Consider the following 24,069-nt stretch of genomic DNA (forward strand, 5'->3'; position numbering starts at 1 on the left):
TTTTCGCAATTTAATGAATAAACATCGCATCGCCAAAACTAAAGAAGCGATATTGTTGCTCTACAGCATGGTTATAGGCTGTTAAAATTTTATTCCGATCTGATAAAGCTGATACAAGCATAATTAATGTAGACTTTGGTAAGTGAAAATTAGTAATTAAAGCATCTACTGCCTTAAAAGTATAACCTGGGGAGATAAAAATCTCTGTCCACCCAGATTCAGCTACTAACTTTCCGTTATGACGGCTTGCAATAGTTTCTATAGTTCTTATTGAAGTAGTTCCAACTGCCACTACTTCCCCACCATTTTCTTTTATCGTATTAATTCGCTCTGCCGCTTCTTCTGTTAAGCGATAAAATTCGGAATGCATTTTATGATTTTCCGTATCTTCCACATCCACCGGTCGGAAAGTCCCTAGCCCAACATGGAGTGTTACAAAAATAATTTCAACGCCTTTTGCTTTAATTTTATCCAGTAAATCTTCTGTAAAATGAAGTCCTGCTGTAGGTGCCGCAGCAGAGCCATTTTCTTTTGCATAAACGGTTTGATAACGATCTTGATCCGCCAGTTGTTCTTTAATGTATGGCGGTAGTGGCATTTCTCCAAGCTGTTCTAAAACTTCATAAAATATCCCTTCATAAGAGAACTCTAAAATTCGTCCGCCATGTTCTAATTCTTCTAGACATGTGGCTGTTAATGCGCCATTTCCAAAAGTAATTGTCGCGCCTTGACGAATTCTTTTCGCTGGTTTTACTAAAGTTTCCCAAGTATTTCCTGCTTTTTGTTTAAGTAGTAGCACTTCGATATGCGCACCTGTCTCCTCTTTTATACCATGAAGTCTTGCTGGAAGGACACGAGTATCATTTAGTACTAGTGCATCTCCTTCATTCAAATAGCTTAATATATCTGTGAAATGCTGATCTTCTATTTCACCGGATACTTTATCTAACACCATTAGTCGGCTAGCTGTTCGATCAAGTAATGGGGTTTGTGCAATTAATTCCTCTGGTAAATCAAAATCAAAATCTTCTACTCTCATGCTTTATACCTCTTTTTCATAACTTATTCCTAAATGTTTATAGGCAATTTCCGTCGCAATACGTCCTCTTGGCGTTCTTTGTAAAAAGCCAATTTGGAGTAAATAGGGTTCTTGCATATCTTCAATGGTTTCACGTTCTTCACCAATACTTGCTGCAATTGTATCAAGTCCAACAGGCCCACCTCGAAATGACTGAATGATTGTATGAAGTAATTTTTGGTCAATTGTATCTAGTCCTCGTGGATCCACTTGAAGTAAAGTAAGTGCTTCTTTTGCTAATTTTTCTGTAACGGTTCCATTTCCTCTAACTTGCGCAAAATCTCGAACACGCTTTAATAACCGGTTGGCGATCCGCGGGGTTCCTCTTGAACGTCTGGCAATTTCTCGAGCGCCTAAATCGTCTATTTTTGTATCTAAAATATTCGCTGTTCTTAAGACTATTTCGGTTAATTGTTCTTCTGTATAAAACTCTAAATGGTCAATCACACCAAATCTATCTCGAAGTGGCGCTGATAACAAACCAGCACGAGTAGTTGCACCAATTAGTGTAAACGGAGGCAAATCAAGTCGTACTGATCGCGCTGTCGGACCAGTTCCAATGACTATATCAAGACAATAATCTTCCATTGCCGGATATAACACTTCTTCAATTGCTCGTGATAAACGATGAATTTCATCAATAAATAAAACATCACCTGGCTCTAAACTTGTTAGAATGGTTGCGAGATCACCTGGTCGCTCAATCGCTGGTCCACTTGTTGTTTTAATTTGGCTGCCCATTTCAGAAGCAATCACCATTGCTAAAGTCGTTTTACCAAGTCCTGGTGGTCCATATAAGAGAACATGATCTAATGCTTCATTTCGGAGTGTAGCCGCTTCAATAAAGACAGTTAAATTATTTTTCACTTTGTCTTGTCCGATATATTGTGAAAGGGTTTGTGGCCGCAAACTAGTTTCAAAAGATACTTCTTCTGAATCTACCGTTTCACTTGAAATAATTCGTTCATCCATGCCACAAGCTCCTCTCTATTTTGTCATTAATCTGAGTGCTAACTTAATATATGCGTCACTCGTTAAGTTTTCTTCTTTAGCTAATTTTGGTATTACTTTTTTTAATTCTCTTGAACTGTAACCAAGTGCCTCTAAAGCTAAAACAGCTTCTTCTAACGATGGTGTTAGTCCTGCAACCATATCATTTTCTGGTGCATTATAAACAATCTCATTTGTTACAACATCCGCTAATTTACCTTTTAAATCGAGGATAATTTGGCGTGCTGTTTTTTTGCCAACACTTGGGAATTTCGTTAGATAAACATCATCTTCTGACTCTATCGCAGTAATTAAAGGTACCACGTCCCCAGAAGCAATAATAGCAAGCGCACTTTTAGGTCCAATACCAGAAACACTTAGTAATTTTTTAAATAAGTAACGTTCTTCTGTTGATTGAAAACCAAAAAGCGAAATATTATCTTCACGAACATGCTGATATAAAAATACCTGTGCCTCTGTTCCTTCAAGGCGTTGAAAGGAAAACGGATTTCCTGTAATAATTTGATAGCCAATTTGCCCAGTTTCGACAACGATATATTCTGGTGTAATTGTGGTGATAATTCCTTTTATGTAATCGTACAATTTTTTCGTCCCCTTTTCGTTTCACGTCATACATTATATGATAGCATAAAATGGAACATCTGTACTAGTTTTTGTTAATAAAAGAAATTGGTTTTTGTTTACATAATATTATTATTGTCGTCTTATAAGGATTGAATACTTTCTTTAATAACCTCGATAGAATGATTCCATGCTTTTTGTTCTTCCTTATTTAGTTTTAAGGATATTATTTCCTTCACACCATTTTGATTTAAAACTGCTGGTACGCCGATTGCTAAATTACTCTGCCCATATTCTCCATCTAAAATACAAGATACTGTGAGCGCACGCTGGCTACCACTAAATATATGACGACAAATCTCCACAATTGTTCCAGCAATTCCGTATTCTGTACAACCTTTTTGATGATAAATCTCAAAGCCAGTATCACGAGCAGCTTCACCTATTTGTTTTAAATCAAGTGCATATTCTAGTTTTTCCATGCTATACTCATTCACTGGTTTTCCATAAATCGATGAATGTGACCATACTGGGAACTGAGAATCTCCGTGTTCTCCAAGAATAAACGCATCAATACTTTGAGCAGCAATGTCTAATTTCTCTGCTAATAAACGTCGTAATCTGGTCGTATCAAGCCAAACCCCAGTCCCAAGCACTCGTTCTCTTGGTAACCCTGAAAGTTTCCACACTTGATATGTAATAATATCGCAAGGATTCGTTGCAACTAAGAAAATCCCTTTAAATCCGCCTTTCATCATTTCAGGAATGATACTACTAACGATTCTAGAAGTACTCTTTAGCTCATCCAATCTAGTTTGCCCTTCTTTAAGCGGACCAGCTGTTACGGTAATTACAGCAATATCAACATCCGCACAATCACTTGCTTCACGTACAGAAATATCCATTTTCCCAGGCATAAACGCTGCTGCATCCGCCAAATCTTTCCTATTTCCTTCAGCTCGATCTTTATTTAAGTCAACTAGAATTAACTCTTCTATAAATTTTTGATTAACAAAAGCATGTGCTGCTGCAGTTCCTACATTCCCCGCACCAATTATCATAACTTTACGTGATTTCATTTTTTGTTCCTCCTACTTATTCATTTAAAACACCCCTATTCGGATTTTTTCGGAAAGGGGTGTGTTTGTTTAGCGCTTAATTTATTTCAGCGTTGGTATAAACTTCTTGTACATCATCATCATCTTCTAATGCTTCCATCATTTTATCAAATTGTGTTTTGTTCGTTTCCGCAATTTCATTATATACGGTTGGAAACATAGATAGTTCTGCTGTTGCAAAAGTATATCCAGCCAGTTGTAAGGCATCTTTGACTTCTGAAAATGCTCCAGGATCAGTAAAAATTTCAAAAACATCATCATTAACTTCTACATCATCTGCACCAGCTTCAATCGCCTCAAGCATAAATTCTTCTTCATCTACAGTTAATCCCTCTCGTAAAATCACTAAGTATCCTTTACGATCGAACATATAACTAACGCTTCCAGTCTCTCCCAAACTACCTCCGTTCTTATTAAAAGCCACACGAACGTTTGTACTTGTTCGATTTTTATTATCTGTAAGTGTATGAACTAAAACGGCAATTCCGCCTGGTGCATAACCTTCGTATGTTACTTCATCATAATTTTCTCCATTTGTATTGCCCGCAGCTTTATCAATCGCACGTTTAATATTATCATTAGGCATATTGACAGCCTTTGCTTTATCCATGACTAACCGTAGTGACGGATTCAGATTCGGGTCGGGCCCTTTTTTTGCTGCAACAAAAATTTCTCTTGCTAACTTTTGAAATACTTTGGAACGCTTAGAATCTTGCGCATTTTTACGACCTTGAATATTATTCCATTTTGAATGACCTGACATCTGTTTCACTCCTTTTAGTAAAGATAAAGTTTTTCTATTAAAATTCTAACGTAAAAGATAACTATTCGCAACAAAAAAAGTTACCACAACAAGTGTGATAACAGTTGATTTAGGTTGTTTGTAATCGGTGAACATGATACGTTCCTAATTTGTTTGCTGTTCCACCTAAAAGAGTAATTTCCTCCAAAGCATTCATAACTAGTACTTCCTTTTCATCAGAAAGCACATCAATTAAGAAAAAGTATTCGCCAAGTGAGGTTTTAAGAGGTCTTGATTCAATTTTGCTTAAATCAATATTCCGCCAAGCAAAAGTGGATAATACTTTATGTAGTGCTCCTGGTAAATTATTAGGTAAGATAACTGAAATAGATGTTTTTTCTTCTTCTTTTGGTAACAACAAGTTGACTGCTTTTCGACTTAAAACAAAAAATCTGGTTTGATTTAATTCTAAGTCTTGTGCGTCCTCCTTAACAATTTCAAGTCCATATTCAGTGGCTGCCATACGTGGAGCAATGGCTGCAACAAGCTCGCTAGGATTGTTACTGACCCACTTTGCAGCATAGGCAGTAGAAGGCGTTACTTCTCGCTCTACCCCATACAATTCAGCTTGTAAAAAAGTATGGCATTGTGCTAAGGCTTGCGGATGCGACATCACTTTTTGAACTGACTTCCAAGCTCCCGCATGCGCAGGGTGTACCATTAAATGTTGCGCAATTGGTAAAACAATTTCTGCTACTACAGGAACACTTGAAAAATGAAATAAGTAATCTAGTGTAATATTGACACTTCCCTCAATTGTATTTTCAATTGGAACAACTGCCACATCTACTTCTTCTTTTTCAATCGACATAATACAATCAGGAATTGTACTTTTTGCAATCATTTCCTCTTTTGGAAAAGCTTTTGCTGCTGCTGCATGTGTAAAAGAAGCAGCAGGACCTAAATAAGCAATTTTCATTTTCAACTCTCCTTTTTAGTGTAGCTAGGAAAAAAGCGTGCACCAAATGAATGGCGCAGCACTTTGTTTAATCCATAAATTCAAATTCATAGTCAAGCAGGCGAACAATATCGCCGTCTTTGGCACCACGTTTTCTAAGTGATTCATCTACGCCCATCGCACGAAGTTGACGCGCAAAACGACTAATAGAAGCATCTCTTTCAAAGTTGGTCATTGTGAATAAGCGTTCAATTTTCGTTCCACTTAAGACAAATGTACCATCAGGTTCTCTTGTAATTTCAAAATCAGGTTCTTCCGCAACATACTTATAAAGAACCGTATCTTCATCTTCTTGTTCCAAAATTTCGTTAAGAGGAAATTCTGATGTTGTTTCTAATTTATCTGCAATAGCAAGCAGTAATTCGCGAAGCCCTGTTTTCGTTACAGCTGAAATTGGGAATACTGGAATATCTTCCGCTATTTTAGTTTTAAATTCTTTTAAATTTTCTTCTGCATCCGGCATATCCATTTTGTTTGCTACAATGATTTGTGGACGCTCCATTAAACGTAAATTATACTGTTCTAGTTCATTATTTATTGCCACATAGTCTTCAAATGGTACTCGTCCTTCTGAACCAGACATATCGATTACATGCACAATAACACGTGTTCTTTCAATATGGCGTAGGAATTGATGACCTAAGCCAACACCTTGACTTGCTCCTTCAATAAGTCCTGGTAAATCGGCCATAACAAAACTACGCCCATCACCAGCATCTACCATACCTAGATTAGGAACAATCGTAGTAAAGTGATATGCCGCAATTTTGGGTCTTGCTGCGGATACTACTGATAGTAAAGTCGATTTACCAACACTTGGGAATCCTACTAAACCAACATCTGCTAATACTTTAAGTTCTAATTGAACATTTCTTTCTTGCCCTGGTTCACCATTTTCGGAGAGTTCAGGAGCTGGGTTTGCTGGTGTTGCAAATCGTTTGTTTCCGCGTCCGCCACGACCAGCTTTGGCAATAACTGCACGCTGACCATGCGCAACTAAATCAGCAATAATTTCTCCTGTATCTATATCTTTTACAATCGTTCCTTGTGGTACTTTCACGACTAAATCTTGTGCCCCGCGTCCATGCATACTTTTACTCATGCCATGTTCACCATGTTCTGCTTTAAAAATTCGTTTAAAGCGAAAATCTACTAATGTTCGTAAACCTTCATCTACAACAAATACAACATCTGCACCTTTACCACCGTCGCCTCCAGCAGGACCACCGTTTGGTACAAATTTCTCGCGACGGAATGCCACCATACCGTCCCCACCATTACCAGCTTTCACATAAATCTTTACCTGATCTACAAACATAATTTTATATTCTCCCGTTCCTTAAAAGTCTTATCTTTCATTATAACGAATAAACTATACATCTGTCACTATATTTATTTTTATTTTTTGAAGCATAAAAAAAGTGTGCCTAATGAACAGTCTCATTTGGCACACTTTCAACGTATTATTTAAAGGCTTGCGCTGCTTTAACTGCTTTATGCCAGCCTTCATATAAACCTTCTCGTTCTTCTTCCTTCATTTCTACTTCAAAACGATTATCCAGTTTCCAATGTTTTTTGATTTCGTTTTTATCTTTCCAAACACCTACTGCAAGTCCTGCTAAGAAAGCAGCTCCTAGTACTGTTGTTTCTTTATTTTCTGGACGCTCCACTGGAACACCTAGAATATCAGATTGGAATTGCATTAAGAAATTATTAGCAGATGCTCCACCGTCTACACGTAATGTTTTTAATTTTATACCAGAATCTTGTTCCATGGCATAAAGTACATCTCTTGTTTGATATGCAAGTGATTCTAATGTCGCACGAATAAATTGTTCTTTTTCGGTACCACGAGTTAAACCAAATACTGCACCACGAACATCTGAATCCCAGTACGGCGCACCAAGGCCAACAAATGCTGGCACAACATAAACACCATCTGTAGACTCAATACGACTAGCATAGTTTTCAGAGTCACTTGATTGTCGAACCATTCGTAAGCCATCACGTAACCACTGAATTGCAGAACCGGCAACAAAAATACTACCTTCTAATGCATATTCTACTTTGCCGTCAATTCCCCAAGCAAGTGTTGTAAGTAAACCGTTTTCGGAACGTACTGCTTTTTCTCCTGTATTCATTAATAAGAAACAACCAGTTCCATAAGTATTTTTAGCCATCCCTTTTTCAAAACAACCTTGACCAAATAATGCAGCTTGTTGGTCACCAGCAATACCAGCTACCGGAACTTCCTCACCAAAGAAGTGATAAGGAACCGTATTCGCATACACTTCTGAAGATGGGCGAACTTCTGGTAACATTGCTTTCGGAATATTAAGCATTTCTAGAAGTTCATCATCCCATTCTAAATCGTAAATATTATAAAGTAGTGTACGAGAAGCATTGGAATAGTCCGTAATATGAGCACGACCACCAGTTAATTTCCAAACTAACCAAGTATCAATCGTTCCAAAAAGTAATTCACCTTTTTCTGCGCGTTCTTGTGCCCCGTCCACTTTATCTAAAATCCATCGAGCTTTTGTCCCAGCAAAATATGGATCAATTAAAAGCCCTGTTTTAGAACGAATGGTATCTTCATAACCATCTTTACGAAGTTGTTTACAAATATCCTCTGTTTGACGAGATTGCCAAACAATGGCATTATAAATTGGATTTCCGCTTTCTTTGTCCCAAATAACAGTTGTTTCACGTTGGTTTGTAATACCAATACCTGCAATTTCTTTGGATGAAATATTTGTTTTTAATAAAACACCAGCAATTACAGCTAAAATGGAGGCCCAAATTTCATTGGCACTATGTTCTACCCAACCTGGTTTAGGAAAAATCTGATCAAATTCTTCTTGTGCAACGCCAATTACTTCTCCTTCTTCATCAATAATCATCGCTCTTGAACTTGTTGTCCCTTGATCAAGTGCTAAAATATATTTCTTTTCCATGTAAAATTCCTCCTCTAGTTTTAAGTACACGAAAGCCATGAGACTCTCGTTTTTAGCTAGTAAAATGCTAGCTTATGCTAAATCTTTTTTCTTGTCGAGTTGTGCGGTTAGAATAAGGATTAAAATAAATAATACAGCGAACACCCAAAGCCACATGCCATATTCACCATTAACAATTGCATTATAACCTAAAGCACCTAACGCGCCTCCCATGATTGGTCCTAGAACTGGAACCCATGAGTATTCCCAATCAGATCCACCTTTACCTGAAATCGGCCAAACGAAATGCGCAATTCTTGGTCCAAGGTCACGTGCAGGATTGATGGCATAACCTGTTGTTCCACCTAAAGACATACCAATGGCAATAATTAAAGCACCAACAACAAGTGGATTTAAACCATCTGAGAAAGTATTTGCTCCAAGGGAAAGTAAACCAAAAACTAATACAAAAGTACCTAATGCTTCACCAAAAAAATTAGAAGTAAAATGGCGAATTGCTGGTGCTGTTGCAAATACTCCTAGTTTAGTAGGTTTGTCTTCTGTTTGTTTCCAGTGAGGATAGTAATGTAACCAAACCAGTGTTGCACCAATAAATGCCCCAATAAACTGAGCAATAATGTAAGGCAAGACATAATCCCAAGGGAATTCACCTGCTAACGCCATCCCAACTGTAACAGCTGGGTTAAGATGACCCATACTCATATATCCTGAAACATAAACACCCATTGTAACACCAAGCCCCCAAGCAAAAGTAACTACGACCCAGCCAGCGTTCTCTGCTTTGGATTTTCTCAGCGATACGCCTGCTACAACACCTGCACCTAAGATAATTAGGATTGCTGTACCAATTAATTCCCCTAAAAATTGTGTTGCCAAACTTGTGTCAATCATCTTTTCCAACTCCTTCTTCTTGCTTATTTGTAGCACCGGAATTTCCTTTTACTAGTCCCCTTACATTCCGATTATCAATTAACTTCAACAAAAAATGACAATCAAAACTTAGGCAAACTAGTGCCTTGCATCGTTTCGATTGTCATCTCTTCTCCTGACATGTTAATTAACTTGAGTCTATTTAACCATATCAAGAAAACGCTGTCAATCAAACGACTTGTCCCATTTTTCACAATGTATGTATCTTTATCTGCCTCTTTACATTTACCCCAATTCAACAGATTTATAACCCAATTATTAGAAAAAATTTCACAAAGAAAAGCCTACAAAAAAACCGCCACAAAGTGACGGTTTTTAATTCATATTATGCTTCTTGTACTTCAGGATAAACGCTCACTTTTTTCTTGTCGCGTCCCATACGTTCAAAACGTACAACGCCGTCAGTTTTAGCGAATAAAGTATCATCGCCTCCACGTCCTACGTTAGTTCCTGGATAGATTTTAGTACCACGTTGACGGTAAAGGATAGATCCACCAGTAACAAATTGTCCGTCCGCACGTTTTGCACCTAATCGTTTTGATTCAGAGTCACGTCCGTTAGAAGTCGAACCGCCACCCTTTTTGTGCGCAAAATGTTGAATATCAAATTTTAACATGAAATTCCACCTCCTATTTGGAGTTAATTTTTATATGATCAGGATAGCTGTACGCTAATGACCTTAGTTGATTTTCCATCCCTGTAAGCAAGATTTGGACCACTTCATCGCTCACATAATCAGCAGGTACAGAATAGTAAAGGTAACCCTCTGACTCTTCTAACACAGGTTCAAAGTCCCGTACTTCCGAAATAGCATTCACCATTCCAAAAGCAATTGACGAAGCTCCTGCACAAACCAAATCACTACCATGTTCGGCAAAATCGGCATGTCCACTCATTGTAAAAGAAATTATTTGGTTTTTTTCTCGCAAAACATCGACTTGAATCATTTGTTTCGTCCTTTCAAATTAAGCATTGATAGCATCAATAGTTAATTTTGTGTAAGGTTGACGATGACCTTGTTTTTTGTGGTAGTTCTTTTTCGGTTTATATTTATAAACTGTCAATTTCTTCGCACGGCCTTGTTTTTCAACTTTAGCTGTTACAGTTGCTCCTTCCACGAATGGAACGCCAACTTTAGCGGAATCTCCGCCTACGAATAGAACTTTATCAAAAGTAACAACTTCACCAACTTCACCTGCTAATTTCTCAACATAGATTTCTTGGCCTGCTTCTACTTTGATTTGTTTCCCACCTGTTTCAATAATTGCGTACATACTTGCACCTCCTCATATACTAAGACTCGCCATCACAGGGGATTTACACATGGTAAATACTTAACCCAGCTCTGTGCGGTTGTAGCTTGGTGCGCTACAAACATAACAGTAAAATGATAGCATAAAGAAGTCACTACTGTCAATTAAATATTCATTTTACTTCTCTACTCTTAGAATTTGATAAAATGGTATCCGCTCATCTGCTATTTCCCAGTTAACTGGCGCCTCATTCAAAGTATTTAAATCAAGGAAAGTATCTAACACATTTTCCGTTGTAATGACTTGTACAGTTTCCGGGTCGCTTTGCATAATTCCTGTGAGTTCCCGTTCTAATTGATAGGCAAGGGTTTCTTTGGAAGCGACATGTCCTGTTCCATAACAAACTGGGCAAGGAACTGTTGTCGCCTCTAAAAAGGACTGTTGTTTCTTTCGTCTCGTAAGCTGAAGAAGTCCTGACTGCGAAAGTGCTGCCATTTGAGTTGTAGTATACTCTTCTCGTGATTGTTGTTCTATTACTTCATATAGCTCTGTATAGCCCATTCCTGACATGCCACCGATAAAGTCTACTAGAATCATTCCACTCATATTACGAAGACGAATCTGCCTAAATATTTCTGGAACAGCTTTTTGGTTAATAAGCTCCACTGTCTTTTCTTTTTCAGTAGTCCCTTTATAGCGACCAGAATTCACATCAATAACCCACATTGCTTCTGTTTTTTCAATAAATAAAGAGGAGCCATTGGAAAGATGAACAACCGGGCGGCTTAGACGATCGATTTGTTTTTTGATACCTAGGTCAGCAAATAAATCAGTACTTTTCGTTAGGTTCACTTGGCCTGGCCAGTTCGACTCAAGCACTTTTGAAAAAGCAAAATCATCTGTAGTAATTTCTTCCGGTTGATAGCGTTGAATAAATTGTTTGGCACTCGCAAAAATCCCATACGCCGCAGATAAAAGCATACCGGGTTTTTTTCGTTTTTTACTATTTTGAAGCAGTTGATTATATTGTTCCCTCGCTTCATTTAAAGCGTTCACTAACTGTTGTTTAGTAGCTTTTTCAGCGTTTGAGCGAATAATGACCGCTTCATTTTCTTCTAACAGTGATTCCATTGTTTCTTTCAAAACCTCTTTATCTACAATCCTTTTGGAAATTGAAACATATTCTTTTCCATATAAATAAACTAGTAAATCTCCTGGAAAAGTTAGCTCAGCTGTTAAAAGTGGTAGCTTAGTTGCACTGCCTTCGCGAATAATTTGAACTGGTAATTTGGCACCTTGCGTTTTTTCATAAATTTCTGGAATATCTTTTAAGTGGATAAAACCTTTATTTTTATTTCCTAAATCAACAAAGGCTGCATTTATTTTTCGGTCAATTTTTTGAATAAAACCATAAAAAATATCACCCACTTGAATCTTTTCAGAAGGTCTAACAATTTCCATATCTATCAATTTTTCGTTTTCAAGAACCGCAACACGCTTTTCTGCATAGGCTGCACTGACTACTACTTTTTTCATCCAATCACCTTTTTATAAAAACCCTTCATCTCAAAAGATAAAGGGTTTAATTTTTATTTACCGCCAAATAATTGCTTTAAACGAGCAAAAAATCCAGGTTTTTTCGCTTCAATGGACATTAATGGAATAGATTCACCAAGAATACGACGAGCAATATTTCGGTAACCTTGTGAAGCTCGATTATTAGGTAACATAGCAACTGGATCACCACTATTAGATGAACGAATAACCTCATCATCATCAATTATAATGCCTAACAATTCAATAGATAAATGAGTGGTAATTTCATCAATATCCATGACATCCCCATTCATCATCATTTGTGTACGAATACGATTAATAATGAGTTTTGGTGGTTCAATATCCTCTTTTTCCAGCAAGCCAATAATTCTATCTGCATCACGTACAGCAGAAATTTCTGGGGTCGTAACAACAATAGCTTTATCAGCTCCAGCAACCGCATTTTTATACCCAGTTTCAATTCCTGCTGGGCAATCAATTAGAATAAAATCATATTCTGGACGTAACTGGTTAATTAAATCTACCATCTGTTCTGCCGAAACCGCATTTTTATCTGTAGTTTGTGCTGCAGGAAGTAAGAATAATAAATCATCAAACCGCTTATCTTTTATCATTGCTTGATGAATTTTACAACGCCCTTCAACTACATCTACTAAATCATATATAATTCGATTTTCAAGACCTAAAACAACATCTAAATTGCGCAGGCCGATATCCATATCAATCAAACACACTTTCTTCCCTTGAAGAGCAAGTGCCGTTCCTAAGTTAGCAGTTGAAGTCGTTTTTCCTACTCCACCTTTCCCAGAAGTAATGACTATAGCTTCTCCCATGTTTAACGCCCTCCTTGAAAATTAGAAATTTCAGGTCTAATTTTTCTTATCTTATGTATCTCATCAATGACAATTTCTCCAGAATTATCTACAAATGCTGAAAATAAATCTGTATCTTGAACTTCTTTATATTCTTCATTATCAAATCCATATACTTTATCAGCAATTCTAACTTGTGATGGATAAAGAAATTTTCCAGCTACAATCGCATTTTTATCTCCTTCAAAGCCAGCATGAATAATTCCTTTAATATTACCCAAAACAAAAACATTACCATTTGAACGAACTTGTCCACCAGGATTAATATCACCAATTAGCAGGAAATCACCAGGTACTTGAATAACTTGACCAGAGCGAATAATAGTTGCCATCGAGAAGATTTGGTCGCGCTCTTTCCATTTTTTGGCATCATCCTTAGACATTACATTACTATAAAATGCACTAATTTTCATTTGACTATTATTATGAATGATAGTTGATATTTCCATTTCTTCATCCTCTGTGAACAGACGGTTACCAATTTGTACTTGTACCTCTAACTTTTCACCAGAGTATGGGTTTTGCTTTTTATCAGCTAGTAATTGCGATAATTCTTGTTGCAACTCAAGAAAACTCGCTTTATCACTAAGGAAAATACTAATGCCATCTTTTGTGCCTTTAATTTGTACGTTCTTCTTCATATACTACTTCACCCCGCAACATTTATACTCTAGTCTTTAGTATACACTAACTCAAATTAAATGATAATAAAAAAAGACTTTTTCTGAAAAAAACAGCTTGAATCGCAAACCATGAAAAGAGCTTTCACAGTGATACTTTTTCAAGTAATAGCGGATTCAAACTGCTAATATAGTAAATCATTGCTCCGATTTAACCAGTCGACTTAAGAAAAGACGGAATGGATAAAAAACGATTAAAAAGAAAGCCAAATTAAATAAAATCGTTGTCCATAAACGCTGATCAATAAAAATCGGAATACTCATTGTTGTTGAACCAATTAAATAATAAAACGCATAAACCAGACTTTCGGTAAGAATAACATTAAAAATAGCTATTAAACCAACGAGGAAAACATTATTTTGCAATACTTTCATAAATTTATCCGTGATATACACGGTAAAAGGAAAAATAGCAAAATAAATCCCCATAATGCCAGTGTAATATATATCAAATAATATCCCCAAAATAAATGCATATACTAAAGTAGTATTACGTTTATAAAAGCAAGTCATTATCGTTAACATAACAAGTAAGAAATGCGGGATAAAAAGATGTTTATCTGTAAAAAGGCTGTTAGCAAATTGAAGACTTAAGACGCCCTCTAGTATAAAGGCGCCAACCAGAATTGCAGGGAGAGCAATATATTTCTTTAAATTCATATATTACTCTCCTCCAGTCGTGTCGGAGCTAGTTGAGTCGTCCACTGAAGTCCCTGTCTCTGCTGAGCGTTTCAAAACAGTAACATGATTTAAATCATAAATATCGGCACCTGGATTAATGTAAGCCGTTTGCGATAATCCCATTTTATCGGTTTCCACTTTGTCGATTGTGCCAATAAAAATACCAGCTGGGAATTTCCCACCAAGTCCAGAAGTAACTACCTTCTGTCCTTTTTTAAATTTCATATCATATGGTAATTGTTTTAATTCAAGCAACTTAGAATCACTATCATAACCATTGATAATTCCATAAGCGTTTTCCGACCCCTGTACTTTAGCAGAAACACGATTTTTCACATCTGATGAAGTTAATAACTCAACGGTAGCTGATTTAGCACCAGTAGTCGTAACTTTACCAATAAGTCCTTTTGGTGTTATTACTGCCATATCTGGTTTCACTCCATCACTAGAACCTTTATCAATTTCTACTTGATCATTCCAATTGGTTGGGTTTCTAGAAATAACCGAAGCGCTAACTGGATCATAGTCACGAATGCTTTCAGTAATATCAAGATTTTCTTTTAAGTCTTTATTCTCTTCTTTTAAGTCTGCAACTTCACTTTCAAGTTGTGCCAATTCTTCTAAACGTTCTTTCAGATGTTGATTTTCAGTGTAAGTATTTTTCAAGTCTGCAACTCCACCAAATACACCTGAGACAAATGAAGTAGGCTTAGCTACCATATTTTCACCAAATCCAACAACATCTTTCACAAATTGTTCCGGCCACGAAGCATTCTCACGATCACGTAAAGAAAAACCAACTAGCGCAACAAGAACAATAATAGATATTAACAAGATAATCAAACGTTTATTCAGAAAAAATTGTGGCATAACGACACCTCATCTCGTTAGTACTCTTTTTTCATTTTTTGGAAACTAATTCATCTTGTTATATGACTTAAATGAGTGTGTTCATTTAGTTCATTTTTTTTCGTTTATACATATCCATATTTTCCAAAGCTTTACCAGTACCAATTGCAACACAATCCAGTGGTTCTTCTGCAATAATAACAGGCATTTTTGTTTCTTCAGAAATAACAGTATCTAAGTTACGTAACAATGCACCACCACCAGTAAGGACAATCCCTTTATCCATAATATCTGCAGAAAGCTCAGGTGGTGTATTTTCAAGTGTCCCTTTAACAGCATCAATAATTGCTGCAACAGTATCTGCTAAAGCTTCACTGATTTCTTCCGGAGTAACTTCAATTGTTTTTGGTAATCCTGTTACTAAATCACGACCACGAATGCTAAATGGCGATAAATCTAACCCTTTTGGACTAGCAGAACCGATTTCCATTTTAATAGCTTCCGCAGTACGATCACCAATTAAAAGATTATATTTTTTACGAATATAGTTAATAATAACTTCATCTAAATCGTCTCCAGCAGTTCGTACAGAGCGACTAGTTACAATTCCACCTAATGAAATTACTGCAACTTCTGTAGTTCCACCACCGATATCAACGACCATACTTCCTGTTGGCTCTCCTACTGGAAGACCAGCACCAATAGCTGCGGCAAAAGGCTCTTCAATTGTAAATGCATCTTTAGCTCCTGCTTGACGAGTGGCATCAATTACTGCACGCTTTTCAACACCAGTAATTCCAGATGGTACACATATCATAACACGTGGTTTACTAGCATTAACGCTTTTACCAGCTTTTTGTATGTAGTACTTCATCATTGCCGCCGTTGTATCATAATCAGCAATAACTCCATCTTTCATAGGTCGAATTGCAACAATATTCCCTGGAGTTCTCCCAATCATATTCTTTGCATCACTACCAACTGCAACAATTTCTTGTGTATCTTTTTTCATAGCAACAACAGAAGGCTCACGAAGGACGATACCCTTTCCCTTCATATAGACAAGTGTGTTCGCAGTTCCTAAGTCAATTCCAATATCTTTATTACCAAATCCAAACATCTGTATTCTCCTTTTCCTTCGTAATATTCTACAGGATACATTAAGTTTCCTTATTCATCCATTAAATTAATGTTACCTTATCCCTTTGTGTCAATGTTTCTATCTAACACATAAACAACCATCTTATTATAACATAACTAAGACTATCAGACATTAATTTTTCATTAGAAGGAAAAATTTTTAACTTTTCTTTAAAAATCATGTAATAGTTCTGTATTTTATTGCTATAACGTGTGAAATGAAACAATATTTTCCTATACAAAGATATATTGAACATAAACTTACTCGCTATAACTTAAAAGACATAAATATTATATATGACAGCTTTTCGACAAATAAGCTATTCCAATAACTTCTAACTAATAACTTAATCATAGACTAAAAAAATATCTGTGAATATTTTGTGACTAGTTGTATTTTTTAGAAATAGCCTTTCTCCTTTAAACTTATATATTTATTTTTCCCAATAATAATATGGTCTAGTAGTGTGATTCCGATAATATTACCAGCTTCTACCAATCTTTTAGTTACAAGTAAATCTTCACTTGATGGAGTTGGATCACCTGAAGGATGGTTATGAAAACACATAATAGATGCAGCAGATTTTCTTAGTGCCAATCTAAACACTTCTCTAGGGTGAACAATAGAAGCATTCAGTCCACCAACGAAAATTGTTTGTCTAAACAGCACCTGATTTTTAGTATTTAGAAACATACAGTGAAAATGTTCTTGGAAAAGAAAAGCTAACTCAGGCATAACTAATTTTGCGGCATCATCTGGACATCTTATTATAATTTCTTCACGCTCGGTTACAAGGCTAATCCGCTTGCCTAATTCCACTGCGGCCATAATTTTAGAAGCTTTCGCAATCCCAATTCCATTGATTAGTTGAAATTCTTCCAACGAAGCATATTGCATTTCAGCTACATGTTTGAATTTCATTAAAATCCGATTAGCTATTGTTAACACCGACTCCGTTTTCGTACCTGTTTCAATGATAATAGCGACTAATTCTGAAGTAGATAACGCCTCTATTCCATAATTTTGCAACTTTTCTCGTGGTCTCTCGTTTTCCAAAAGTTCGCTGGTTAACATTAAATCCCCTCCTTATTTCATCAATATACTAACTATGATAAAAGATATAAATATAAATGGAACGAACGGAACTTGTCTATTTTTCTTGATTTTCTTAAGAGCAACTGCAATTAATAAAATAATTGTTCCAGCTAAAATAGCCAAAAAGAATATATAGTAACCCATTTTAAAACCTAAAAATGAACTTAAAATAATAAATAATTTAATATCCCCTAATCCAATCCCTTTTCGAAAAACGAAGAAGAATAGTAAATAAAAAATAGTACTCATTAAAATAGAACGAGTTAAGACAAATAGTGGCTGCTGAAATAAAAAATATATAAACAATATAATTACACTAAACAAAATGATTATAGCGTTAGGAACATACATGTACAAAATGTCTGTTATAAAGAAAAAGGCTAAAAAGTAGTAGCAAATTCCACAAATAAAAAAATAATAAGAAAAGGAGAATTCATGATATAGAACCAGTATATAAATTGGTGTAAGTACTTCCAACAAAAAATAGCTGATAGGAATAGCGGTTTTACAGCAACTGGATACCCCTTTCAAAAACAAAAATGAATAAATTGGTATTATTTGATGAAATGGTAAGTTTTTTTTGCAATTATTACATTCAGAAAAGCGAAATAAAAAGGGTCTATTAATTGGTATACATTCCGCTGCAACTTGGATAAAAGAAATAAAAATAGCGCTATAAACAATAAGCAAGAAATAAATCATCTGCCACCTCCTAGTTGATAAGAAAAGAGTAACAGTAATGAAATATTTTTGCACATATGGAAAATGATATTTTCAAGCATTTTTTAAAAAGAAAACACCCATTTTCAATTAAAGAAAATAGGTGTTTTCACCGGTTTTGAATCTATGAAAATACTTTTTTAGCTATTTGCACATTTTATTTTTCCAAAGTATACTCGTTTTATTCTAAAGCACATCTTATAGATTATTTAGTAAATATTTTCGTACTTCCGCTATAAAATAAAGCGACCCAGTAATAAAAAATTTAGTATCAGTGTTGGAATTAATTATTGATGTTAACTCCTGTTGCCAGTTGCTATTCACAGAAACATTCTCTTCTTTTCCAATCTGCGTAACTTGTTCTTTTGTCATTGCTCTAGGATAAGAAAAAGTTGTTAACAATATCTCGCAATCAGGTATGTTTTTTAAAGAATGGATCATTTCTTGATAATTTTTGTCTGCCAATATACTAACAATTACTTTCTTATGCCCAGAAAAATTTTTTATGGACCGAATAAGTGTCATCATACCTTCTGGATTGTGTGCTCCATCAAGCATAACGAATGGTTCGAATGAAATTTGCTCCATCCTCCCTGGCCAAAAAGCATTTCTTAAACCACGTTTCACTGCTTTTTCATCAATAGAAAACTCTGCAAATGTATTTAAATATTGAATTACTTTGACTGCTAATGCAGCATTATCAAATTGATGAAGTCCTTGAAGACCTATAGTAAGATTCTCCATTTTATCACCATGCAATGTTTTATATACAGCTGTTCCTTCTTTTTGTTTCATAAAGAAATCTTTATTCAATTGTGCTACGCTAGCTTTATTTTTCAAAGCAATTTCTTCTATTGATTTTTGAGCTTCAAACTGACTAGCTCCAGATACAACTGGAATACCTAGTTTTATTATACCTGCTTTTTCACTAGCAATTTGACCTATACTATCACCAAGAAATTCCATATGATCCATTCCAATAGTTGTAATTACAGAAACTAATGGATTTAGAATGTTAGTTGAGTCTAATCTACCACCAAGGCCAACTTCAATGATTCCAATATCAATCTTTTCATACTCTGCAAAACATAAAAACATCATGGATGTAATTATCTCAAATTCTGAAGGTGGACCATAAGTTGTTTTTTCTAATTCTTCAGCAATTGGTTTAATTCTATTTGCTAAATCTACCATCATGTCATCACTAATTGGAACACCATTTATACTAATTCTTTCATTAAAAACTTCTATATAAGGAGATGTAAATGTTCCTGTTTTATATCCCGCTTCTTCTAAACAATTTCTAATGAAAGTCAGTGTTGAACCTTTTCCATTTGTACCTGCTATATGTATCCATTTGTTGGCTTTTTCAGGATGGTTTAATTTTTCCATTATATAATCCATTCGTGAAAGACCCGGTTTAATGCCTAAACGAAGCGTACCATGAATCCATTCTAACGCTTCTTCATACGTCTTTAATATCATTTTAGTTAACCACCTTAAAAAAAGACCTTACCATACGGTTTCATGATAAGGTCCCTTCAATTATTATACTTCTTTTAGAGTTTCAATTCGTTCAAGTACAGATGCTTTTTTCTCAAGATAGTCTTTTTCCTTTATACGTTCTTCAGCAACTACGCTTTCAGGAGCTTTACTAATAAATCGCTCATTATTAAGTTTTCCTTGTACTCGTTTCACTTCTTTGTCCCATTTTTCCAGTTCTTTTTGAAGACGAGCAATTTCTACTTCTAAATCAATTAATGCCTCAAGCGGAATAAATATTTCTGCTCCTGAAACGACTGCTGTCATCGCAGTTTTCGAAGGTGTAATATCAAACGAAATCGTCACTTGTTCTGGATTACAAAAACGTTCAATATATGAAATATTTTGTTCAAGAATTTCTTTATACATGTCGTTTTTAGGTTTCATTTCTAACACAATTTTCTTACTAAGTGGTGTATTCACTTCTGCACGAATATTTCGCACTGCACGAATCACTTCAACAAGCATTTGCATAGATGTAGACGCTTTTGAATCTATCTGACTCTCATTTACTTTTGGCCATGCAGAAATAGTGATGGACTCCCCTTCGTGTGGTAAGTTTTGCCAGATTTCTTCCGTTACAAATGGCATGAATGGGTGTAAAAGTTGCATTGTTACATTTAAAGAATGTGCTAGTACAGAACGAGTGGTTTGTTTAGCAACTTCATCTTCACCGTATAAAGAAATTTTAGCAATTTCGATATACCAATCACAAAAGTCATCCCAAATGAAGTTATACAATGTTCTACCTACTTCACCAAATTCATATTTTTCACCTAAAGCAGTAACAGACTGGATAGTTTCATTAAGTCTTGTCAAAATCCATTTGTCACTAACCTCTGTAACGTTAGTTAAATCAATCTCGCTATATTTCATATCATTTAGGTTCATTAATACAAAACGAGATGCATTCCAAATTTTGTTAATGAAGTTCCAAGTGGATTCTACTTTTTCAAAACTGAATTTCAAATCTTGACCTGGAGAAGAACCTGTTGCAAGTGTATATCTTAATGAATCTGCACCATATTTATCAATAACTTCAATTGGATCTACTCCGTTGCCAAGTGATTTAGACATTTTCCGTCCTTCTGAATCACGTACTAGCCCATGGATTAATGTATCTTGGAATGGTCTCTCTCCGGTGAATTCAACTGATTGAAAAATCATTCTAGAAACCCAGAAAAAGATGATATCATAACCTGTTACTAATGTATTTGTTGGGAAAAAGTGTTTATAATCTGGATTTTCTGTATCAGGCCAGCCCATAGTAGAAAATGGCCATAACGCTGAGCTAAACCATGTATCTAACACATCTTCATCTTGTTCCCATTCTGAAATATTTTCTGGTGCTTTTTCACCAACATATATTTCACCTGTTTCTTTATGATACCACGCTGGAATTCTATGTCCCCACCACAATTGACGTGAAATGCACCAATCATGAATGTTATCCATCCAAGTTTCATAGGTTTTTTCAAATCTTGCAGGCACAAAATTCACCTTATCTTCTGTTTTTTGGAGTGCAAGAGCTTCAGAAGCAAGTGGCTCCATTTTAACAAACCATTGTAAGGATAAATAAGGTTCTACAACTGCACCTGTTCTTTCAGAATGACCAACAGAATGAAGATGAGGCTCTTGCTTAATGAACAATCCTAAATCTTTAAAATCTTGGATAATTGCTTTTCGAGCTATAAATCTGTCTAATCCATCATATTTCCCAGCATTTTCGTTCATTGTGCCATCTTCATGCATTACTATGATACGTGGCAAATCGTGTCGGTTTCCTACTTCAAAATCATTTGGATCATGAGCAGGTGTAATTTTAACAGCACCAGAACCAAATTCTCTTTCAACATATTCATCAGCTACTATTGGAATTTCTCTATTCATAACAGGTAGCATGATTGTTTTACCAATTAAATGTTGGTATCTCTCATCTCTTGGATGTACAGCAACTGCAGTATCACCAGGAATAGTTTCTGGTCGTGTTGTAGCAACTTCTAAATAACCTGAACCATCTGTAAGTGGATATTTCAAATGATAAAAACTTCCTTCAATATCTTTATGAATAACTTCGATGTCAGAAAGTGCTGTTTTTGCTTCTGGATCCCAATTTATAATATATTGTCCACGGTAAATAAGACCTTTATTATATAATTTCACAAATACTTTTTTTACTGCTTCGGATAAACCGTCATCTAATGTAAATCGTTCTCTTGAATAATCTAAGCCAAGACCAAGTTTTTCCCATTGTTCGCGGATGAAAGCAGCATATTCTTCTTTCCACTCCCAAGTTTTATCGATAAAATTTTCGCGACCTAAATCATAGCGAGAAATATTTTCTTCCTTTAATTTTGCTTCAACTTTTGCTTGAGTTGCAATACCTGCATGGTCCATTCCAGGCAGATATAAAGTATCGAAGCCTTGCATTCGTTTCATTCGCGTAATAATATCTTGAAGCGTTGTGTCCCAAGCATGCCCTAAGTGGAGTTTTCCTGTTACATTGGGTGGTGGAATAACAACACTATATGGTTTCTTTTCAGTATTTCCTTCTGCTTTAAAAAATTCTTTTTCAATCCACCATTTATATTTACCAGCTTCTACATTACTTGGCTCATATTTAGTTGGCATATTTATTTCATTTTGTTCTGTCATAACGATTCCTCCCTATTTAAGCAAAATAAAAAACTCCCTTCATCCTAATAAAAGGACGAAAAGAGTATTATTCGCGGTACCACCTTTTTACCTACAGAAAAATGTAGGCACTTCATTGTGTTAACGATAGAGATTATCTACCGGTTGTTCCCTACTACTCTTTCAGGAAAACTGCTCCAAGGCTACCTTCAGATACTATTTTTGAAAGCTCACACCAACCGCTTTCTCTCTTTGAAAAATAAATACCTTACTCTTCCTCTTCATCGCATTTAGTTTTATTTACTAAAAATAATTTTAACAAATCTTCCTAGTTTCGTCAATTAGCGCGGAGTTTCTTACAAGTATAATCAAAAGCTTCTAATGTTAAATCAATTTCTTTTTTAGTATGCATTGTAGAAATAAATACACCTTCGAATTGAGACGGAGGCAAAAAGATTCCTTGTCCAAGCATTTCGCGATAATAATTTCTGAAAAATTCTAAATCGCTTGTTTTAGCTGTATCAAAATTAGTAACTTTTTGGTCTGTAAAGAAAAATCCAAACATCGAACCCGCTTTATTAATTGCTAACGGAATCTCTCTTCTTGAAGAAATTTCTTTTAAACCGTCTTCCATCCGTTTAATTAATTCACGGAAGTAATCATAATGTTGTGGTGTCAATTGTCTAACCGTTTCGAATCCCGCATTCATTGCTAATGGATTTCCAGATAATGTCCCTGCTTGATAAATAGAACCGGCTGGAGCAATTTGTTCCATGATTTCTTTTTTACCACCGTATGCTCCGACAGGAAGACCTCCACCAATTACTTTTCCTAAACAAGTAATATCTGGTGTGACAACATAATATCCTTGTGCAGAATAATAGTCTACTCGAAATCCTGTCATCACTTCATCAAAAATAAGTAGTGAACCATATTTTGTAGTTAGTTCTCGTAATCCTTCTAAAAAACCTTCAACAGGAGGAACGACTCCCATATTACCAGCAACAGGTTCTACAATAACAGCTGCAATTTCTTCGCCAAATTTTTCAAAGGCTAATCTTGCACCTTCTATATCATTATATGGAACAGTAATAGTGTCTGAAGCAAGTCCTTTGGTTACGCCTGGAGAATCTGGTAATCCAAGAGTTGCAACACCTGAACCGGCTTTAATTAATAAAGAATCTCCATGTCCATGATAACTACCTTCAAATTTTAAAATTTTGTCTCTTTTAGTATAACCACGAGCTAATCGAATAGCGCTCATAGTTGCTTCTGTACCAGATGAGACCATTCGAACAATTTCAATTGACGGCACACGTTCAATAACTAGTTTAGCAAGCTCTGTTTCTATTTCAGTTGGTGTCCCAAAGCTAGTTCCTTTCATCGCAGCTGATGTAATTACACTAACAACAGCAGGGTTTGCATGGCCTAGAATTAGTGGACCCCAAGATAAAACATAATCAATATAATCATTTCCATCAATATCTGAAATATAAGCACCTTTTCCATGATCCATAAAAATTGGTGAAGCATCAACCGAATGGAATGCACGAACTGGGCTATTTACTCCTCCTGGTAAAACTTTTTTTGCTTCCTTAAAAGCTTTTTCGGATTTTGAATAATTTCGCAA

General features: G+C 35.6%; 24 protein-coding genes and 2 other annotated features. All 24 genes read right to left on the reverse strand.

From position 1 onward, the window contains the following. Positions 1-10: 10 nt before the first annotated feature. On the reverse strand, positions 11-1,039 hold the full coding sequence (queA, locus tag HCJ50_RS03510) for a tRNA preQ1(34) S-adenosylmethionine ribosyltransferase-isomerase QueA (RefSeq protein ID WP_185347458.1): 1,029 nt from the start codon (positions 1,037-1,039) through the stop codon (positions 11-13). A 3-nt stretch (positions 1,040-1,042) separates the two neighbouring features. Next, entirely contained in the window at positions 1,043-2,050 is a 1,008-nt protein-coding gene (gene ruvB, locus HCJ50_RS03515) for a Holliday junction branch migration DNA helicase RuvB (protein WP_185347456.1), read from the reverse strand. Positions 2,051-2,065: 15 nt separating this feature from the next. Continuing rightward, a complete protein-coding gene (gene ruvA, locus HCJ50_RS03520; protein ID WP_185347454.1) occupies positions 2,066-2,671 on the reverse strand; it encodes a Holliday junction branch migration protein RuvA in 606 nt (201 codons plus the stop codon). 122 nt (positions 2,672-2,793) lie between these two features. Next, positions 2,794-3,729 (reverse strand): L-lactate dehydrogenase, encoded by a 936-nt coding sequence (locus HCJ50_RS03525; protein WP_185347452.1) that lies wholly within the window; start codon positions 3,727-3,729, stop codon positions 2,794-2,796. 76 nt (positions 3,730-3,805) lie between these two features. Next, positions 3,806-4,531 (reverse strand): YebC/PmpR family DNA-binding transcriptional regulator, encoded by a 726-nt coding sequence (locus HCJ50_RS03530; protein ID WP_185347450.1) that lies wholly within the window; start codon positions 4,529-4,531, stop codon positions 3,806-3,808. 109 nt (positions 4,532-4,640) lie between these two features. Then, a complete protein-coding gene (gene pheA, locus HCJ50_RS03535) occupies positions 4,641-5,489 on the reverse strand; it encodes a prephenate dehydratase (protein ID WP_185347448.1) in 849 nt (282 codons plus the stop codon). Between the two features lie 67 nt (positions 5,490-5,556). Further along, positions 5,557-6,846, reverse strand: a complete 1,290-nt coding sequence (obgE, locus tag HCJ50_RS03540) for a GTPase ObgE (protein WP_185347446.1) — start codon at positions 6,844-6,846, stop codon at positions 5,557-5,559. Positions 6,847-6,991: 145 nt separating this feature from the next. Beyond that, positions 6,992-8,485, reverse strand: a complete 1,494-nt coding sequence (gene glpK / locus HCJ50_RS03545; RefSeq protein ID WP_185347444.1) for a glycerol kinase GlpK — start codon at positions 8,483-8,485, stop codon at positions 6,992-6,994. Between the two features lie 72 nt (positions 8,486-8,557). Continuing rightward, a complete protein-coding gene (locus HCJ50_RS03550; RefSeq protein WP_185347442.1) occupies positions 8,558-9,376 on the reverse strand; it encodes an MIP/aquaporin family protein in 819 nt (272 codons plus the stop codon). 101 nt (positions 9,377-9,477) lie between these two features. After that, complete coding sequence (locus HCJ50_RS03555) at positions 9,478-9,654, reverse strand: hypothetical protein (protein ID WP_185347439.1); 177 nt, start codon at positions 9,652-9,654, stop codon at positions 9,478-9,480. An 86-nt stretch (positions 9,655-9,740) separates the two neighbouring features. Next, positions 9,741-10,031 (reverse strand): 50S ribosomal protein L27, encoded by a 291-nt coding sequence (rpmA, locus tag HCJ50_RS03560; RefSeq protein WP_003726866.1) that lies wholly within the window; start codon positions 10,029-10,031, stop codon positions 9,741-9,743. Positions 10,032-10,044: 13 nt separating this feature from the next. Further along, positions 10,045-10,362, reverse strand: a complete 318-nt coding sequence (locus tag HCJ50_RS03565) for a ribosomal-processing cysteine protease Prp (RefSeq protein WP_185347438.1) — start codon at positions 10,360-10,362, stop codon at positions 10,045-10,047. 18 nt (positions 10,363-10,380) lie between these two features. After that, a complete protein-coding gene (gene rplU, locus HCJ50_RS03570) occupies positions 10,381-10,689 on the reverse strand; it encodes a 50S ribosomal protein L21 (RefSeq protein WP_185347436.1) in 309 nt (102 codons plus the stop codon). Between the two features lie 12 nt (positions 10,690-10,701). Then, positions 10,702-10,780 (reverse strand) — a sequence feature (ribosomal protein L21 leader region). Between the two features lie 65 nt (positions 10,781-10,845). After that, positions 10,846-12,204: a ribonuclease E/G gene (locus HCJ50_RS03575; protein ID WP_185347434.1), complete on the reverse strand. Its 1,359-nt coding sequence runs from the start codon at positions 12,202-12,204 to the stop codon at positions 10,846-10,848. Between the two features lie 53 nt (positions 12,205-12,257). Continuing rightward, positions 12,258-13,058, reverse strand: coding sequence for a septum site-determining protein MinD (gene minD, locus HCJ50_RS03580; RefSeq protein WP_185347432.1), 801 nt, complete (start codon positions 13,056-13,058; stop codon positions 12,258-12,260). A 2-nt stretch (positions 13,059-13,060) separates the two neighbouring features. Beyond that, positions 13,061-13,738 carry a septum site-determining protein MinC gene (gene minC / locus HCJ50_RS03585; protein ID WP_185347430.1) on the reverse strand — a complete coding sequence of 226 codons (678 nt, stop codon included), beginning with the start codon at positions 13,736-13,738 and terminating at the stop codon, positions 13,061-13,063. Between the two features lie 177 nt (positions 13,739-13,915). Further along, entirely contained in the window at positions 13,916-14,437 is a 522-nt protein-coding gene (gene mreD / locus HCJ50_RS03590) for a rod shape-determining protein MreD (protein ID WP_185347428.1), read from the reverse strand. 3 nt (positions 14,438-14,440) lie between these two features. Then, entirely contained in the window at positions 14,441-15,328 is an 888-nt protein-coding gene (gene mreC / locus HCJ50_RS03595; protein WP_185347426.1) for a rod shape-determining protein MreC, read from the reverse strand. 85 nt (positions 15,329-15,413) lie between these two features. Beyond that, positions 15,414-16,427, reverse strand: coding sequence for a rod shape-determining protein (locus HCJ50_RS03600; protein ID WP_185347424.1), 1,014 nt, complete (start codon positions 16,425-16,427; stop codon positions 15,414-15,416). A gap of 420 nt (positions 16,428-16,847) precedes the next feature. Continuing rightward, the gene (gene radC / locus HCJ50_RS03605) at positions 16,848-17,522 is read right to left on the reverse strand and encodes a RadC family protein (protein WP_185347422.1); all 675 of its coding nucleotides are present in this window, start codon (positions 17,520-17,522) and stop codon (positions 16,848-16,850) included. A gap of 12 nt (positions 17,523-17,534) precedes the next feature. Then, positions 17,535-18,245 carry a prepilin peptidase gene (locus HCJ50_RS03610; protein WP_185347420.1) on the reverse strand — a complete coding sequence of 237 codons (711 nt, stop codon included), beginning with the start codon at positions 18,243-18,245 and terminating at the stop codon, positions 17,535-17,537. 216 nt (positions 18,246-18,461) lie between these two features. Continuing rightward, positions 18,462-19,748 (reverse strand): bifunctional folylpolyglutamate synthase/dihydrofolate synthase, encoded by a 1,287-nt coding sequence (locus tag HCJ50_RS03615; protein WP_185347419.1) that lies wholly within the window; start codon positions 19,746-19,748, stop codon positions 18,462-18,464. Between the two features lie 63 nt (positions 19,749-19,811). After that, positions 19,812-22,460: a valine--tRNA ligase gene (locus HCJ50_RS03620; protein WP_185347417.1), complete on the reverse strand. Its 2,649-nt coding sequence runs from the start codon at positions 22,458-22,460 to the stop codon at positions 19,812-19,814. A gap of 48 nt (positions 22,461-22,508) precedes the next feature. Further along, positions 22,509-22,733: a binding site (T-box leader), on the reverse strand. A 43-nt stretch (positions 22,734-22,776) separates the two neighbouring features. Beyond that, entirely contained in the window at positions 22,777-24,069 is a 1,293-nt protein-coding gene (hemL, locus tag HCJ50_RS03625; protein WP_185347407.1) for a glutamate-1-semialdehyde 2,1-aminomutase, read from the reverse strand.

Source organism: Listeria immobilis, from assembly GCF_014322765.1.
Lineage (GTDB): Bacteria > Bacillota > Bacilli > Lactobacillales > Listeriaceae > Listeria > Listeria immobilis.

What these genes read in the sequence shown, in the direction of transcription:
- rpmA (WP_003726866.1), bottom strand. Translation starts at nt 10,031, where the DNA reads ATGTTAAAATTTGATATTCAACATTTTGCGCACAAAAAGGGTGGCGGT.
- HCJ50_RS03600 (WP_185347424.1), bottom strand. Translation starts at nt 16,427, where the DNA reads ATGTTTGGATTTGGTAATAAAGATATTGGAATTGACTTAGGAACTGCG.
- mreD (WP_185347428.1), bottom strand. Translation starts at nt 14,437, where the DNA reads ATGAATTTAAAGAAATATATTGCTCTCCCTGCAATTCTGGTTGGCGCC.
- obgE (WP_185347446.1), bottom strand. Translation starts at nt 6,846, where the DNA reads ATGTTTGTAGATCAGGTAAAGATTTATGTGAAAGCTGGTAATGGTGGG.
- rplU (WP_185347436.1), bottom strand. Translation starts at nt 10,689, where the DNA reads ATGTACGCAATTATTGAAACAGGTGGGAAACAAATCAAAGTAGAAGCA.
- minD (WP_185347432.1), bottom strand. Translation starts at nt 13,058, where the DNA reads ATGGGAGAAGCTATAGTCATTACTTCTGGGAAAGGTGGAGTAGGAAAA.
- glpK (WP_185347444.1), bottom strand. Translation starts at nt 8,485, where the DNA reads ATGGAAAAGAAATATATTTTAGCACTTGATCAAGGGACAACAAGTTCA.
- HCJ50_RS03620 (WP_185347417.1), bottom strand. Translation starts at nt 22,460, where the DNA reads ATGACAGAACAAAATGAAATAAATATGCCAACTAAATATGAGCCAAGT.
- ruvB (WP_185347456.1), bottom strand. Translation starts at nt 2,050, where the DNA reads ATGGATGAACGAATTATTTCAAGTGAAACGGTAGATTCAGAAGAAGTA.
- HCJ50_RS03525 (WP_185347452.1), bottom strand. Translation starts at nt 3,729, where the DNA reads ATGAAATCACGTAAAGTTATGATAATTGGTGCGGGGAATGTAGGAACT.
- HCJ50_RS03615 (WP_185347419.1), bottom strand. Translation starts at nt 19,748, where the DNA reads ATGATATTAAAGACGTATGAAGAAGCGTTAGAATGGATTCATGGTACG.
- queA (WP_185347458.1), bottom strand. Translation starts at nt 1,039, where the DNA reads ATGAGAGTAGAAGATTTTGATTTTGATTTACCAGAGGAATTAATTGCA.
- HCJ50_RS03565 (WP_185347438.1), bottom strand. Translation starts at nt 10,362, where the DNA reads ATGATTCAAGTCGATGTTTTGCGAGAAAAAAACCAAATAATTTCTTTT.
- radC (WP_185347422.1), bottom strand. Translation starts at nt 17,522, where the DNA reads ATGTTAACCAGCGAACTTTTGGAAAACGAGAGACCACGAGAAAAGTTG.
- HCJ50_RS03530 (WP_185347450.1), bottom strand. Translation starts at nt 4,531, where the DNA reads ATGTCAGGTCATTCAAAATGGAATAATATTCAAGGTCGTAAAAATGCG.
- HCJ50_RS03575 (WP_185347434.1), bottom strand. Translation starts at nt 12,204, where the DNA reads ATGAAAAAAGTAGTAGTCAGTGCAGCCTATGCAGAAAAGCGTGTTGCG.
- pheA (WP_185347448.1), bottom strand. Translation starts at nt 5,489, where the DNA reads ATGAAAATTGCTTATTTAGGTCCTGCTGCTTCTTTTACACATGCAGCA.
- HCJ50_RS03550 (WP_185347442.1), bottom strand. Translation starts at nt 9,376, where the DNA reads ATGATTGACACAAGTTTGGCAACACAATTTTTAGGGGAATTAATTGGT.
- mreC (WP_185347426.1), bottom strand. Translation starts at nt 15,328, where the DNA reads ATGCCACAATTTTTTCTGAATAAACGTTTGATTATCTTGTTAATATCT.
- minC (WP_185347430.1), bottom strand. Translation starts at nt 13,738, where the DNA reads ATGAAGAAGAACGTACAAATTAAAGGCACAAAAGATGGCATTAGTATT.
- HCJ50_RS03610 (WP_185347420.1), bottom strand. Translation starts at nt 18,245, where the DNA reads ATGATTTATTTCTTGCTTATTGTTTATAGCGCTATTTTTATTTCTTTT.